The organism is Pseudoduganella sp. R-34 (assembly GCF_049904655.1).
Taxonomy (GTDB): domain Bacteria; phylum Pseudomonadota; class Gammaproteobacteria; order Burkholderiales; family Burkholderiaceae_D; genus Rugamonas.
Map to the genome: position 1 here is coordinate 5,269,731 of NZ_CP184572.1, position 13,699 is coordinate 5,283,429.

16 protein-coding genes are annotated in these 13,699 nt (G+C 60.5%); 5 read left to right on the forward strand and 11 right to left on the reverse strand.

Features of this window, described 5'->3' with window-relative positions:
- Positions 1 to 8 precede the first annotated feature (8 nt).
- A complete protein-coding gene (locus tag ACN9MW_RS24165; RefSeq protein ID WP_426163514.1) occupies positions 9 to 560 on the reverse strand; it encodes an FKBP-type peptidyl-prolyl cis-trans isomerase in 552 nt (183 codons plus the stop codon).
- A 57-nt stretch (positions 561 to 617) separates the two neighbouring features.
- Between ACN9MW_RS24165 and ACN9MW_RS24170 the strand changes: the two genes are divergently transcribed.
- The 3 genes from ACN9MW_RS24170 (at position 618) to ACN9MW_RS24180 (ending at position 2,793) form a co-directional block, all read left to right on the forward strand.
- Positions 618 to 1,742, forward strand: coding sequence for a JmjC domain-containing protein (locus ACN9MW_RS24170; RefSeq protein ID WP_426163516.1), 1,125 nt, complete (start codon positions 618 to 620; stop codon positions 1,740 to 1,742).
- 11 nt (positions 1,743 to 1,753) lie between these two features.
- The gene (locus ACN9MW_RS24175) at positions 1,754 to 2,224 is read left to right on the forward strand and encodes a hypothetical protein (protein ID WP_426163518.1); all 471 of its coding nucleotides are present in this window, start codon (positions 1,754 to 1,756) and stop codon (positions 2,222 to 2,224) included.
- A gap of 287 nt (positions 2,225 to 2,511) precedes the next feature.
- The gene (locus ACN9MW_RS24180) at positions 2,512 to 2,793 is read left to right on the forward strand and encodes a hypothetical protein (protein WP_426163520.1); all 282 of its coding nucleotides are present in this window, start codon (positions 2,512 to 2,514) and stop codon (positions 2,791 to 2,793) included.
- Positions 2,794 to 2,966: 173 nt separating this feature from the next.
- Here the strand turns inward: ACN9MW_RS24180 and bamC are convergent, their stop codons facing one another.
- The 9 genes from bamC to ACN9MW_RS24225 all read right to left on the reverse strand — a co-directional run bounded on the left by bamC (position 2,967) and on the right by ACN9MW_RS24225 (position 10,906).
- Complete coding sequence (gene bamC, locus ACN9MW_RS24185; protein ID WP_426163522.1) at positions 2,967 to 4,121, reverse strand: outer membrane protein assembly factor BamC; 1,155 nt, start codon at positions 4,119 to 4,121, stop codon at positions 2,967 to 2,969.
- A 13-nt stretch (positions 4,122 to 4,134) separates the two neighbouring features.
- Positions 4,135 to 5,013: a 4-hydroxy-tetrahydrodipicolinate synthase gene (dapA, locus tag ACN9MW_RS24190; RefSeq protein ID WP_426163524.1), complete on the reverse strand. Its 879-nt coding sequence runs from the start codon at positions 5,011 to 5,013 to the stop codon at positions 4,135 to 4,137.
- Positions 5,014 to 5,087: 74 nt separating this feature from the next.
- Positions 5,088 to 5,645, reverse strand: a complete 558-nt coding sequence (locus ACN9MW_RS24195) for a class I SAM-dependent methyltransferase (protein WP_426163526.1) — start codon at positions 5,643 to 5,645, stop codon at positions 5,088 to 5,090.
- A complete protein-coding gene (locus tag ACN9MW_RS24200; protein ID WP_426163528.1) occupies positions 5,638 to 6,840 on the reverse strand; it encodes a tryptophan--tRNA ligase in 1,203 nt (400 codons plus the stop codon). Before ACN9MW_RS24200 ends, ACN9MW_RS24195 begins: the two co-directional genes overlap by 8 nt.
- A 4-nt stretch (positions 6,841 to 6,844) precedes the next feature.
- A complete protein-coding gene (locus ACN9MW_RS24205; RefSeq protein WP_426163530.1) occupies positions 6,845 to 7,510 on the reverse strand; it encodes a site-2 protease family protein in 666 nt (221 codons plus the stop codon).
- Positions 7,511 to 7,585: 75 nt separating this feature from the next.
- A complete protein-coding gene (locus ACN9MW_RS24210) occupies positions 7,586 to 8,209 on the reverse strand; it encodes an L-threonylcarbamoyladenylate synthase (protein WP_426163532.1) in 624 nt (207 codons plus the stop codon).
- Positions 8,210 to 8,212: 3 nt separating this feature from the next.
- A complete protein-coding gene (gene htpX, locus ACN9MW_RS24215) occupies positions 8,213 to 9,082 on the reverse strand; it encodes a protease HtpX (protein WP_426163534.1) in 870 nt (289 codons plus the stop codon).
- Between the two features lie 72 nt (positions 9,083 to 9,154).
- Positions 9,155 to 9,988 carry a 3',5'-nucleoside bisphosphate phosphatase gene (locus ACN9MW_RS24220; protein WP_426163536.1) on the reverse strand — a complete coding sequence of 278 codons (834 nt, stop codon included), beginning with the start codon at positions 9,986 to 9,988 and terminating at the stop codon, positions 9,155 to 9,157.
- 42 nt (positions 9,989 to 10,030) lie between these two features.
- A complete protein-coding gene (locus ACN9MW_RS24225) occupies positions 10,031 to 10,906 on the reverse strand; it encodes an alpha/beta fold hydrolase (protein WP_426163538.1) in 876 nt (291 codons plus the stop codon).
- Positions 10,907 to 11,004: 98 nt separating this feature from the next.
- On the opposite strand from ACN9MW_RS24225, the gene ACN9MW_RS24230 reads away from it, so the two are divergent.
- Together ACN9MW_RS24230 and hslO are read left to right on the forward strand one after the other, a co-directional pair.
- Positions 11,005 to 11,529 carry a gamma carbonic anhydrase family protein gene (locus ACN9MW_RS24230; RefSeq protein ID WP_426163540.1) on the forward strand — a complete coding sequence of 175 codons (525 nt, stop codon included), beginning with the start codon at positions 11,005 to 11,007 and terminating at the stop codon, positions 11,527 to 11,529.
- Positions 11,530 to 11,534: 5 nt separating this feature from the next.
- Entirely contained in the window at positions 11,535 to 12,482 is a 948-nt protein-coding gene (hslO, locus tag ACN9MW_RS24235; protein ID WP_426163542.1) for an Hsp33 family molecular chaperone HslO, read from the forward strand.
- An 86-nt stretch (positions 12,483 to 12,568) separates the two neighbouring features.
- Here the strand turns inward: hslO and ACN9MW_RS24240 are convergent, their stop codons facing one another.
- Positions 12,569 to 13,687, reverse strand: coding sequence for a hemin-degrading factor (locus tag ACN9MW_RS24240; RefSeq protein WP_426163544.1), 1,119 nt, complete (start codon positions 13,685 to 13,687; stop codon positions 12,569 to 12,571).
- Positions 13,688 to 13,699: the final 12 nt, after the last annotated feature.

Here is a 13,699-nt window from a genome sequence, read left to right on the forward strand (position 1 = left end):
TTGGGACCTTAGTGGATCGGGTGGCTGCGGAAGTGATCGCCTTCCTCGCCATCGTCGCCTTCATCGTCGCCGTCGTGGTGGTGATGGCCATGCGGGCCATGCACGTGCTCGTGGGCGATTTCTTCTTCGGTGGCGGCGCGCACGTCGATCACTTTCAGCTCGAAGCGCAGGGCCATGCCGGCCAGCGGATGGTTGCCGTCCAGGACCACTTTATCTTCGGCGATTTCAGTCACGGTGAAAATCATTGCGTCATCGTCTTCGCCGCCTTCAGGCAGGCCTTCGAACTGCATGCCGATTTCCAGCGGCTCCGGCAGGCGCGCACGCTCTTCCACTTTCAGCAGGTTCGGATCGTAATCGCCAAAGGCGTCTTCCGGTTCAATCTGGATCGTGGTGGCGTAGCCGTTTTCCTTGCCGTCCAGTTCTTCTTCGATTTTCGGCAGGGTGTTCTCGTAGCCACCGTGCAGGTAGACCATAGGCTGGCGACCGTCTTCGATCAGATTGTTCTGTGCGTCGGACAGTTTGTACTCCACCGTCACAACGGTATTCTTGGCGATCTTCATTGAGCTTCCTTTCATATCTAAGCTGGAAGGATTATACCGCTTGCTATAATCGGCCCCATGAAAAAACTGACACTCCTGGGCGACATCACGCCCGAACAATTCCTGCGCGATTACTGGCACAAGAAGCCGCTGCTGATCCGCCAGGCCATTCCCGGCTTCAAACCCCTGCTGCCTTTCGACAAGCTGGCTGAACTGGCCACCAAGGACTACGTGGAAAGCCGCCTGGTCACCAAGAAAGACGGTAGCTGGGACATGCAGCACGGCCCCCTGAAAGAACTGCCTTCGCGCAAAGAACGCGCATGGACCATGCTGGTACAGGGCGTCAACCTGCAGGACGACCAGGCGGATGCGCTGCTGCGCCAGTTCCGCTTCCTGCCCGATGCGCGCCTGGACGACCTGATGGTGAGCTTCGCCACCGATGGCGGCGGCGTCGGCCCCCACTTCGATTCCTACGACGTGTTCCTGCTGCAGGCCGAAGGCCAGCGCCGCTGGAAGATCAGCGCGCAGAAGGACCTGACCCTGGTCGAAGGCCTGCCGCTGAAGATCCTGAAGAAATTCAAGGCCACCGAGGAATTCGTTCTGGAACCGGGCGACATGCTCTACCTGCCGCCGCACTACGCCCACGATGGCGAAGCAATCGGCGACTGCCAGACCTATTCGATCGGGTTCCGCTCCCCGTCCTACCAGGAACTGGGCGAAGCCTTCCTGCAATTCATGGCCGACTCCATCGACCTGCCGGGCCGTTATGCGGACCCGGACCTGGAGCCGACCAGCAAACCTGCTGAAATCCCGAAAGCCATGCTGGGCAAACTGGCCGACGAATTGAACAAGGTCAGCTTCACCGAAGACGATTTCGCCATTTTCCTCGGCGAGTACCTGTCCGAACCAAAGCATAACGTCTTCTTCCAGCCCCTTGAAAAGCCGCTAACTGCCGGCAAATTCCAGCAATCAGCTGAGAAAAAAGGCGTTTCCCTCTCGCGCAAGACGCAAATGCTTTATCGCGGCAAGAATGTCTTCATCAACGGCGAGTCCTTTGCCATGAACAAGTCCGACAAGGCGACGCTGGAAACCCTGGCCAATACCCGCGGCCTGGACGGCGCAGCAGTGGCCGCAGCTTCCGAAGACGTGCTGGAAGCGCTCTTCGCCTGGTACACCGACGGCTGGCTGGAACTGAACAAATAATCGGAGATAGCATGGAGAAGCAGCTTTTTGACAATCGTACCCAATTCCAGTCCCTGCTACTGGACTGCATCTCCCGAGGCCGCCTGACGCTGCAGATGTTCGACCCGGACTATGCCTGGTGGCAGCTGGGCCATTCGAAGACTGACGCCCTGCTGCGCCACTTCCTGCAGCACAAAGGCCGCATCCAGCTGGTCGCCCACAGCAATGGCCATCTGGAGCGCAATGAACCGCGCTTCCTGAAGCTGCTGGAAGATTACAGCCACCAGATTGAATGCCGCCTGACCAGCCGCAGCATCAGCACCCTGACCGATTCCTTCTGCGTGGCGGACGGCGTGCACATCGTGCGCCGCTTCCATTGCGACCACTTCCGTGGCGAAGCGGATTTTGATGCTCCATCGTCAACCCAAACCAGTTTGGAGCGTTATGAAGCTATCTGGGCCGAAACCCAGCCGGGCCTGAGACCAGGAACGACTGGATTGTAAGCCGGAAAAATGTAAAATGCTGCGGTTCGAGGTATGACGGTAATCGCTGCAGTTGCCAGCAGATCGGCGCGGGAAAAAAATATTGCGCTTTCGCAAAATAGTTGTGTAAACCGCCCGATTTGCTATTGCGACGCAGCAGAAAACGCTATAATATCCGGTGTGTTTCCGTGTCTGGTCGACCTTTTTCTGAAGGTTGGAAGGGCCGACGAAACGCCGTACGAGCGATAATTACCGGTAATTATTCATCGCAACATTGTTTAATTTTTGTTGTTATTTAAGGAAAACAAATGAAAAAATCCCTGCTGATCGCCTCCCTGCTGGCTGTTGCCCTGGCTGCTTGCTCCAAGAAAGAAGAAGCTCCTGCTGCTCCAGTAGCAACCCCAGAAGCAGCTGCTCCAGCAGCCGCTCCTGCAGCTCCAGCAGCTGACGCAGCTGCTCCTGCTGCTGCTCCAGCCGCTGACGCTGCTGCTGCTGCCGCTTCCGCTGCTACCGACGCTGCTGCTGCTGCTTCCGCAGCTGCTTCGGCTGCTTCGGCTGCTGCTTCCGCTGCTTCCGCTGCTGCTAAGTAATTCCTGCGCAGGGAAAAAAACCAGCCTTCGGGCTGGTTTTTTTTCGCCTATAGTTTTATGAAAGTCGGGGTCAGGTCTGGCAATCGGACATTAATGTCCGATTGCCAGACCTGACCCCGACTTTTAATAAAAAAGCCGGCTTGCGCCGGCTTTTGATTTATTGGCTTCCACCCTTATTTCAGCTGCTCTTGCAGCAGGGTCAGGATTTTCTGCCCGACCGGCGAAGCTTCTGGCTTGTTCTGGTTATTCCACACCGAAACCTGGGTGGTGTTGACCGAATCCGAACGCACCGAGATGCGATAGCGCTGCGCTTCCTTCTCTTTATCCGATGCGCCGAAGCTGAACAGCTTGCTGAACCAGCCGCGGGTATCGGTGGCATCGTTCACGAAGCGCACGAAGTACACACCCTGCACGCGGTCGCGGTCTTCCACGGTGAAGCCGGCACGGTCCAGCGCCAGGCCCACGCGGCGCCAGGTACGCTCGAAGCCTTCGTCGGTCTTGATGAAGGCATCGGCGCCCTCGCCCACCAGCACGGCGTGCTGCGCCTGGACTGCCGCATTGTCGACCGAAGTACGCGCGGTCGCCTCGTCGGTCGTGCCACCCAGCTTGGTCATCAGCTTGGCCAGGAAGATCGCTTCCAGGTTCGGGTCGCTATTGCGGTTGGTCCACATGGTCGACTCGTTCTGCGCGCCGGTCACGACTTCCTTGGTGCCACGATGGCTGATGTAGATCTCGGTTCCGCCGGCTGGATTGCGCTCCAGGCGGGTGCGGTACTTGTCGCGCTCGCCGCTCGAGTACAGGCCGTCGAAGACCTTGCCGATCGTGCTGCGGATGAAGTCCTGCGGGATCTTGGCGCGGTTTTCATTCCATTCGGTTTCCATCACGCCGGCAGTGGCATCATCCACCGCCAAGGTGAAGCCCGACTCTTCCCAGAACGTTTTCAGCTGCGGCCACAGGGCTTCGGGGGTCTGCTGCACCACCAGCCAGCGCTGGTTGCCGGAACGCTCGACGCGCACGGCGCTGTTGCCGGTGCTCGCCACTTCGTTGCTGCTTGCCGCTGCGCCTGGGGTGGTTCCGCGCGCAGCCTGGTAGCCGGAAGCAGTCGCCACGCCGCGGTCATTGCTTGGCAGCGAATAGCGGTTGTCCTTCGACAGCTGGGTCAGGTCCGGCGGCACGTCCAGCGTGCTGGCCTTCTTGGCCGATTTGTAATCTACCTTGGTTTCGCCGACAACGGACTGCACCATGCCGCAACCGGTCAGGCTCAGCATCAGGGCGCCAACGACGAGCCCGCGCTGCGGGGTCTGGGAAACGATCTTGCGAATAGTCATGTGAAAAAGAAGATTAGTTCAGCACACCGGATTCACGCAGGGCAGCGCGGACGGTCTCGTGATACTGCTCTGCCAGCGACACCAGCGGCAGGCGGATACCATTCGGCATCTTGCCCATTTCCGCCAGCGCCCACTTGACCGGCACCGGGTTCGGTTCGATGAACAGGTGCTGATGCAGCGGGAGCAGTTGGTTGTTGATGGCAGTTGCCTTGGCGGCATCGCCAGCCATCGCGGCTTCGCACAGCTCGTGCATCTGGCGCGGCGCCACATTGGCCGTCACCGAGATATTACCCTTGCCGCCGGCCATCATCAGGGCGATGGCGGTCGGATCGTCGCCGGAATACACAGCGAAATCGGCCGGCGCGCGGCGCAGCAGGTCGTAGCCGCGGGCGATATTGCCGGTCGCGTCCTTGACGCCGATGATGTTCTTGATCTTGGCCAGGCGCAGGATGGTGTCATTGCTCATGTCGGCAACGGTGCGGCCCGGTACGTTGTACAGGATCACCGGCAGGTCCACCGCTTCAGCGATGGCCTTGAAGTGCTGGTACATGCCTTCCTGGGTTGGGCGGTTGTAGTAAGGAACCACTTGCAGCGAGGCGTCGGCGCCGGCGTTCTTGGCGAAACGGGTCAGCTCGATGGCTTCCGCGGTGGAATTGCCGCCGGAACCGGCGATCACCGGGATACGGCCGCCAACGCGCTCCACGGCAGCCTTGATCAGCTCGCAATGCTCGGCCACGCTGACAGTGGCGGATTCGCCGGTGGTGCCGACGATGACAATGGCGTCCGTGCCTTCGGCGATATGCCAGTCGATCAGCGCGTTCAGGCCTGGATAGTCGAGGCTGCCGTCCGCGTGCATCGGGGTTACGATTGCTACAATGCTACCCTTAATCATAGGAAACCAATTGCAATAAGAATTAAAACGACGATTGTAGAGCATACCCTGCACCCGTGGTGCATTTTGGTCGCTCAAAATGACGGCAACAGCGCCGCCTCCCTTGGAAACTCCCCTTTCACGGCACAAATCCTCTGCACCATGCCCGGTTTCGGAGTATTAACGACGCCATCTTCGAATGCGATGACACGCAAACCATGCATTCTAGCCAATTCCAACAATTCTCCCGGCTGTAACAAAAAGGCCGGGTTTGATGGTTTGCCGAAGGCCGCATTGCCATCGGCGAAAGTCTCGTAAATCAGCATGCCGTTCGGCGCCAGGCTGCCCAGCATATCGGCCAGTAGCGGACGGTGCAGGTAGTTGGTAACGACGATGCCGGCAAAGCGCGCCGGGCCAAAGGGCCAGCAGGCGCCCTCCTCTTCCAGGTCGATCTGGCTGGTGACGATGCCGGCGCCGGCCGCGGCAGCCAGCGCCTCCCCGTCGCGATCCACCGCCACCACGGCGTGGCCAAGCGCAGCCAGGTGGCGCGAGTGGCGCCCGCTGCCGCAAGCCAGGTCCAATACCTCGCCATTGGGCACCAGCGGCGCAAATCGTTCCACCCAAGCTGAAGGTGGGGTTAAAACATCAGCCATAACTCAATCCCATTGCTTCGCGCACATCGCGCATCGTTTCCTGCGCCAACTTGCGCGCTGCTTCATTGCCGTCCGCCACGATGGCGCGCACCAGGGACGGGTCGTCCAGGTAAGGCTGCGCACGCTCGTGCATCGGCTCCTGCTCTTTGACAATGGCATCGATGACCGGCTGCTTGCATTCGATACAGCCGATACCGGCCGATTTGCAACCCTTCTGCACCCATTCCTGGGTCGGGCCGTCCGAATACACCACGTGGAATTGCCACACCGGGCAACGCTCCGGCTCGCCCGCATCGGTGCGGCGCACGCGCGCAGGGTCGGTTGGCATGGTGCGGATCTTCTTCGTCACCGATTCCTTGTCCTCACGCAGAGCGATCGCGTTACCGTAGCTCTTGGACATCTTGCGGCCGTCCAGGCCCGGCAGGCGGCTGGCCTCAGTCAGCTTCGCTTGCGGCTCAACCAGGATCAGCTTGCGCGCGCCTTCGAGATAGCCGAACAGGCGCTCGCGGTCGATCATCGACAGGTTTTGCGCATCATCCAGCATGGCTTTCGCCTGTTCCAGTGCGGCGTCGTCACCCTCTTGCTGATAGGCGGTGCGCAATTCGTTGTACAGCTTGGCACGCTTGCTGCCCAGCTTCTTGACCGCGTCCTGCGCCTTTTCCTCGAAGCCCTTCTCTTTGCCGTACAGGTGGTTAAAGCGGCGCGCGATCTCGCGCATCATTTCGACGTGCGGCACCTGGTCGTCGCCAACCGGCACTTCGCTGGCGCGGTAGATCAGCACGTCGGCAGCCTGCAGCAGCGGGTAACCGAGGAAGCCATAGGTTTGCAAGTCCTTGTTGGCCAGGTTGTCGATCTGGTCCTTGTAAGTTGGCACGCGCTCCAGCCAGCCGAGCGGCGTGGCCATCGACAGCAGCAGGTGCAGCTCGGCGTGCTCCGGGATTTTCGACTGGATGAACAGCGTGGCCTGGGTGGGGTCGATACCGGCGGCGAGCCAGTCCACCAGCATGTCCCAGGTGGATTTTTCGATGATGGACGGGTCGTCGTAATGCGTGGTCAGCGCGTGCCAGTCGGCCACGAAGAACAGGCAAGGCTGCTCGGACTGCATCCTGATCCAGTTCTTCAGCGCGCCATGGTAGTGGCCAAGGTGCATGCTGCCCGTCGGGCGCATGCCGGAAACGACGCGGTCGGGGTACATGGTGTCAGCTCAGGAATGGTCGGAACGGCAGTTCGATCAAGGTCATCACAATTCCCACCAGTGCTCCTACCATAGCGCGGAATGGGCCGGTGTTCAGCAGGAGGATAATGCCGATGAAAATGATCGGTCCCAAGCGCTCGATGCTGGCGAATTTATACGCCAGGTCGCGTGGAAGCAGCGAAGTCACGATTCGGCCGCCATCAAGCGGTGGTATCGGGATCAGGTTAAAGGCGCACATAACTGAGTTCGCAATAACACCAGCCTTGCACACTTCAATCGGAAAACGCTCGGTTACGCCCAAATTGATCATCAACACGAGCAACAGCATCCAACCGAGACCCATTGCAAAATTAGCTGCAGGCCCTGCAGCGGCTACAAAGCCCATTTGCTTCTTCGGATTGCGCAGGCGATTGAAGTCGACCGGGACCGGCTTGGCGTATCCGAATGCCATATTCAGCGGCGACAGCAAAAGAAGAACCGGCAAAATGATAGTGCCGAACAAGTCAATATGACGCATCGGATTTGGTGTCAGACGGCCCAGCTTTTCGGCAGTGTTATCGCCAAAGTAGCGGGCCACATAACCGTGCGCAGCTTCGTGTAGAGAAATCGCAAATAGGACAGGGATCGCGTAGACCGCAATGTTGCGGATAACCTGGTCAAAATCGTTCATAACTGGGATTCTATCAGAGGGCTTCGACCGCTCCGCCAGCCACCTGCACTGGGGGCGAATTGAGGAATGAAGGGTTCAAAGTCCGAGGGCGGCGCAGTCGCCGCAGCCGCGCCGGATCAGTTCTGGCTCGTCGCCAGTCAGGTCCACCACGGTGGTCGGCTCGAAGCTGCAGGCGCCACCGTCAATCACCAGTTCGACCTGCTTGCCAAGCCGCTCCAGCACCATATCCGGGTCGGTGAGCGGTTCGTCGTCATCCGGCAGGATCAGTGTGGTGCCCAGCAGCGGTTGCCCCAATTCTTCCATCAGCATTTCGGTGATGGTGTTTTTCGGCACCCGCAAGCCGATGGTCTTGCGCGAGGGGTGCGACAGGCGGCGCGGCACTTCGCGCGTCGCTTCCAGGATGAAGGTGTACGGGCCGGGCGTCACTGCCTTCATCAGGCGGAATTGTTTGTTGTCGACCCGGGCGTAGGTGCTGATCTCGCTCAGGTCGCGGCATAACAGGGTCAGGTGGTGCTTCTCGTCGATGCCGCGGATGCGGCGCAGCTTTTCCACCGCCGCCTTATCGTCCAGGTGACACACCAGCGCATAGCAGGAATCGGTCGGCAGGGCGACAATGCCCCCGCCGTGGATGATTTGCGCCGCTTGCTTGATCAGGCGCAGTTGCGGATTGTCTGGGTGTACCTGGAAGAATTGGGTCATGTTTTAGCGCAGCTGTTGCAGGGCTGCGATGCGTTCTTCAATCGGAGGATGGCTGGAGAACAGCGCCGCCCAGCCACTCGGCGAGGTGATGCCCGATGCCGCCATCCCTTGCGGCAGTTCGCCCGGATGTACGCCGCCCAGGCGCGCCAATGCATGCTGCATCGGCACCGTGGAACCCAGCAAACGCGCTGAACCGGCATCAGCACGGAATTCACGCTGGCGCGAGAACCAGGCAACAATCATCGAGGCGACCAGGCCAAACAGCAGCTCGCACACGAAGACGGTGACCATATAGCCAATCCCCGGGCCGCGGCGCTCTTCATCCTTGTTCAGCATGCCGTCCACCACCGAGCCGACGATACGTGCGAGGAACACCACGAAGGTATTCACCACGCCCTGGATCAGGGTGAGCGTCACCATGTCGCCATTCGCGATGTGCGCCACCTCGTGGCCCAGCACAGCCTCGACTTCTTCCTTGTTCATCGACTGCAGCAAGCCGGTGGAAACCGCCACCAGCGCGTCATTCTTGAAAGCGCCCGTGGCAAAGGCATTGGCGTCGCCTTCATACACGGCCACTTCCGGGCGGCCGATCCCAGCCTTGTCCGCCAGGGCATGTACGGTAGTGACCAGCCACTGCTCAGTGGAATCCTGCGGCTGCTCGATGACACGCGCGCCGGTCGACCATTTGGCCATGGGCTTGGACATCAGCAGCGAAATGATCGAGCCGGTGAAGCCAACCACCACGGAAAACGCGAGCAAGCCGCCCATGCTGGTGCCGGAGCCAGGGCGTCCGATGCCCAGCAGCGACAAGACAATCGACAGTACTACGACAACCGCAAGGTTGGTGGCAATAAAAAGGATGATGCGTTTCATAGAGTGGGCCTCCGGACAACTTTACCGAACGTTAATCTATGGTCAGCAGTAGGGATTTACAAGCCCCCGAGTTCAGAACCAGTCGTGCCACACCGGCGTCACATTGCCAGGCAGCGGCGGCAGCAAGCGAAAATCTACCCGTGCCTCGCCTGGCGCATGGAAATCGGTCCCGCGCGAAGCCAAAAAGCCATAGCTATTGGCCAGGTTGGCATATTTCGGATATTGGTCCGGCGTATGCGAGCCGGTGACGACCTCGATCGCCGTCCCGCCAAGCTGCTTGAACTCATCGAACAGGATACCTTCCTGCATCGGCGTAAATTTATAGCGCCCCGGATGCGCAATCACCGCGATCCCGCCCGCGCCCAGGATCCAGCCCACTGCATCCTGCAGCGTTGCCCAGCGATGTTCAACATACCCCGGCTTGCCCGGCGACAGGTACTTGCGGAACACTTCCGACACCGACGAACAAACGCCCTGCTCCACCAGGAAGCGGGCGAAGTGCGTGCGCGACATCAAGGCCGGGTTATCGACGTAAGTCAGCGCGCCTTCATAGGCGCCAGGAATGCCCGCCAGCTCAAGCTGACGCCCGATCTCGCGGCCGCGATTGTCGCGTCCCGAGCGGGTCTCTTCCAGCCCCTTCACCAGCGCGGGGTTGTTTTCATCGATTTGCAGGCCGACGATATGCACCGTCTCACTGGCCCAGGTAATGGAAATTTCCACTCCCGTCACGAAGCGCATCCCGTAAAGCTGCGCGGCTGCGCGAGCAGCAGCGACACCGCCCACTTCATCATGGTCTGTCAGGGCCCAGACATTCACGCCCGCCTTATGGGCATGCTCGGCCACTGCCGCAGGGGGCAGCACACCGTCGGACACGTTCGAATGGCAATGGAGGTCTACGTTCAGCATACTGGTTGCAATGTTGCGAAGGTTTCATTGTACGCTGAAAGCTCAGGCCAGGAATTCCTCCAGCATTTCCGCCAGCATTTCCGGCTGGTCGTGATGCAGCATATGGCCGGCATCGGGCATCATTTTCGGCGTCACCCGCGCCAGGTGGCCCAGACGGCGGTCGATTTCGGCGCGCGCCTCGTCCTTGGGGCCCATCCACAGCCACATATTGGTGTCTTCCGCCTCCACCCACAGTACCGGCGCCGTGATTTTCTTCCAGCAGGCCAGCACTTCTTCAACGCGGTACAGCGAAGGGCCGGGGCGCTTGTGCACCGGGTCGCCCAGGATTTCCCAGCGGCCGTCGGCATTCTGGGCCGACCAGTGGCTGGCCAGGAAAGCGGCACGTTCGTCCGACAGGCGCGGGTTGGTTTTTTGCAGGCGAGCCGCCACGGCCGCCTGCGAGTCGTAGGTGCGCATTTCAGGCTCCACCAGCAGTTCATCGAGCCATTTGCGCATGCGCGACGGCGCCTGCTCCGGCACGGTCGCTTTCAGGCCGAAGCCTTCCAGGTTGACCAGGCGGCGGATGCGTTCCGGGCGCACACCCGCGTACAAACTGACAACATTGCCGCCCATGCTGTGGCCCAGCAGGTTGACTTCCCCCTCCGGCTGGTAATGACGCAGGATGGCATCCAGGTCAGCCACATAGTCGGGGAACCAGTAGGTATCCGTGCCATTGCGTTCGGTCAGGCCAAAACCGCGCCAGTCCGGCGCGATCACATGCCAGTCGCCCTTCAGGCAGTCGACCACGAACTGGAAGCTGGCGCCCACATCCATCCAGCCATGCACCATGAAGACCTTGGGCGCACCTTCTCGCCCCCAGTGCAGCACGTGGGTACGCTTGCCGCGCACGTCGATAAAGTCGGAACGGGATGGAATCATGGTGCCTGCCTCGAAATGGGTGAAACAGAATAATAGCACGACCGTTCTAAAATCTGCTTGGCGTACAATAGCGCCACTTCCCTCCTACCGGACCATCCATGACAATTTACCAGCTTGGCGAACATGCGCCAGAGATTGATGCTTCCGCTTTCGTGGCGGAGAATGCGACCTTGATCGGCAAGGTGACCTTGCACGCGAACAGCTCCGTCTGGTTCGGCGCAACCATCCGCGGCGATAACGAGCGCATCACAATCGGTGAAAACAGTAATGTGCAGGAAGGTACGGTGATGCACACCGACATGGGCTACCCGCTCACGGTGGGCAAGGATGTGACCATCGGCCACCAGGCCATGCTGCATGGCTGCACCATCGGCGACGGATCGCTGATCGGCATCCAGGCGGTAATACTGAACGGCGCAAGGATCGGCAAGGGTTGCCTGGTCGGCGCCGGCGCCCTGGTCACCGAGGGCAAGGAATTTCCCGACAACTCGCTGATCGTGGGCGCTCCCGCCAAGGTGGTGCGCCAGCTGACAGAGGAAGACGTGGCGCGCCTGATCGGCAGCGCCGACAGCTATGTCAAACGTGGCCAGCTGTTCAAGTCGCAACTGAAAAAGATTGGATAAAAACAATGACGAACACCCCCGATACCCTGCAGAAGTTTGTTTTTGAAGACGCCGCCGTGCGCGGTGAGCTGGTCGATATCTCCGCCACCTGGCGCGAAATCGTCGCCCGCCACCACTACCCGGTCGCGGTCAAGCGCCTGCTGGGGCAAATGGTGTCGGCGGCCGCCCTGCTGTCGGCCAACCTCAAGTTCAACGGCTCGCTGATCATGCAACTGCACGGCGATGGCCCGGTACGCCTGCTGGTGGTGGAATGCGATTCCGACCTGCGCATGCGCGCCACCGCCAAGATGAATGCCGAATTCGCGATTGCGGAAGATGCCGGCCTGCAGGCGCTGGTTAATGCCCAGGGCCACGGCCGCTTCGTGATCACACTGGACCCAGCCGAGAAAGTGCCAGGCCAGCAGCCATACCAGGGCATCGTGCCGCTGGACGGCGACGACGTGGCAACCGTGATCGAACATTACATGCTGCGTTCCGAGCAGCTCGACACCAAGCTGTGGCTGGCGGCCGACGACCAGGTTTCGCGCGGCCTGCTGCTGCAAAAGCTGCCGCTGCATGGCGGCAAAGCCGAAGCCACCGCGCACGCCGCCGAAGTATCTCAGGAAACCTGGAACCGCGTGGTGATGCTGGGCGACACGCTGAAGGAAGCGGAGATGCTGGAGCACGGCATCGATGTACTGCAGAAGCGCCTGTTCTGGGAAGAGACCCTGCGCGTGTTCGAGCCGTTGCATCCGCAATTCCACTGCTCCTGCACCCGTGAAAAGGTCGGCAATATGCTGAAGATGCTGGGCCAGCAGGAAGTGGAAGACGCCCTGTCCGAGCAAGGCAAGCTGGGTATCAACTGCGACTTCTGCGGCAAGCACTACGAGTACGACGCCGTCGACTGCGCCCAGCTCTTCGTCACCGACGCCCCCGCCGAAGCCCTGATCCACGGCTCGGAAGCCAAGCACTAAACCGGTGAAGCGGTGTCTGACCCGCAGGGTCAGACACCAGGCCCGTGGCCGCCGCGTTCCAGTGTCTGCCCCCGCGGGTCGGACACTTAGAGCGCCCGCGTCAAATCCACCCACGCTTGCGGCTGCGGCTTGGCGCGCTCGCGAACCCCGAAGAACGTCACCACCAGCTCCCCGTCCTTGTCGAAGAACTCGACCGACGTCACGCCCGCCCGCTGCACCACGTACCCGCTCTTGAGCGCAGTCTCGCGAATGTGCAGGTTGAACTCCGGATCGAGCACGTTATACCAGTCACCGCTCGCAGCTGTCTTGCTGATCTTGCCGCTGTAAATCTGTGTCGCCGCGCCATTCCCCAGGAAAGCCATGATCGGCAGCTGCTGCTTCGCTGATTCGTCCAGCAGCTTGCGTAAAGCCTGCGGGCCAATCTTCTGAGCCAAGCCTTCCGGCGCCAGTCGCAATGCCTGCTCACGGCTCATTTTGAACTCGCTGACGATGCGGTTGAACTGGTGAACATCGGTCATTTCCTTCCATGCGAGCTGGAATTCCTTCACGTCTACCGCGCTATCAGCCAATTCCGCCGCCTTCGGCGCAGCAGCAACAATCTTCAGCTCCCCCGTCTGCTGCGGATGCCTGAAGTCCGCCACAATCTTGTCGAACACCGCCACGCCGGCCTCGCTCTTTACGTAGACCTTGTGCGCCGCATTGCCCTGCGCATCAAAGAACTGCAGGCTGCGGCTGGTCGTACCATCGCGCCCCGGCTGCACCACCGCGAATGCATGCTTCCAGTTCGCGAAATGGAAGCGCATGTCGATCTCACCGCCCAGGTAGCCGCCGGCCACTGCGCGGAAGCGCTCCTTGTCGCTGAACGATTCCGGCTTGGCCTTGGTCGCGACGCCGGTGCGTTCCAGCACGCCGTTCTCATTGCGGGTCAGAGCCAGAACGGTGCCAAGGTCCAGCGCGCGGATCATGATGTCGTTCACCGCGTGGTCCGCATCCGACAGTCGCGTCACGGTCTTGCCGATGCCAGTCGCCAGCAGCTCCGCTTCGGAAGTCCCCAGCGTGCGCGCCGCGTCGCGGATCTGCAGCTTGGGCTGCTCGGCACGCAGCGTGGTCCAGCGATCGGCCAGTGACGCCGCGCTTACAGTCCCGGCAGCAATTGCGATGAGGCCGGTCAACACCAGCAGAGCGTATATCTTCTTCGTCTTCATGTTCTTCTCCTT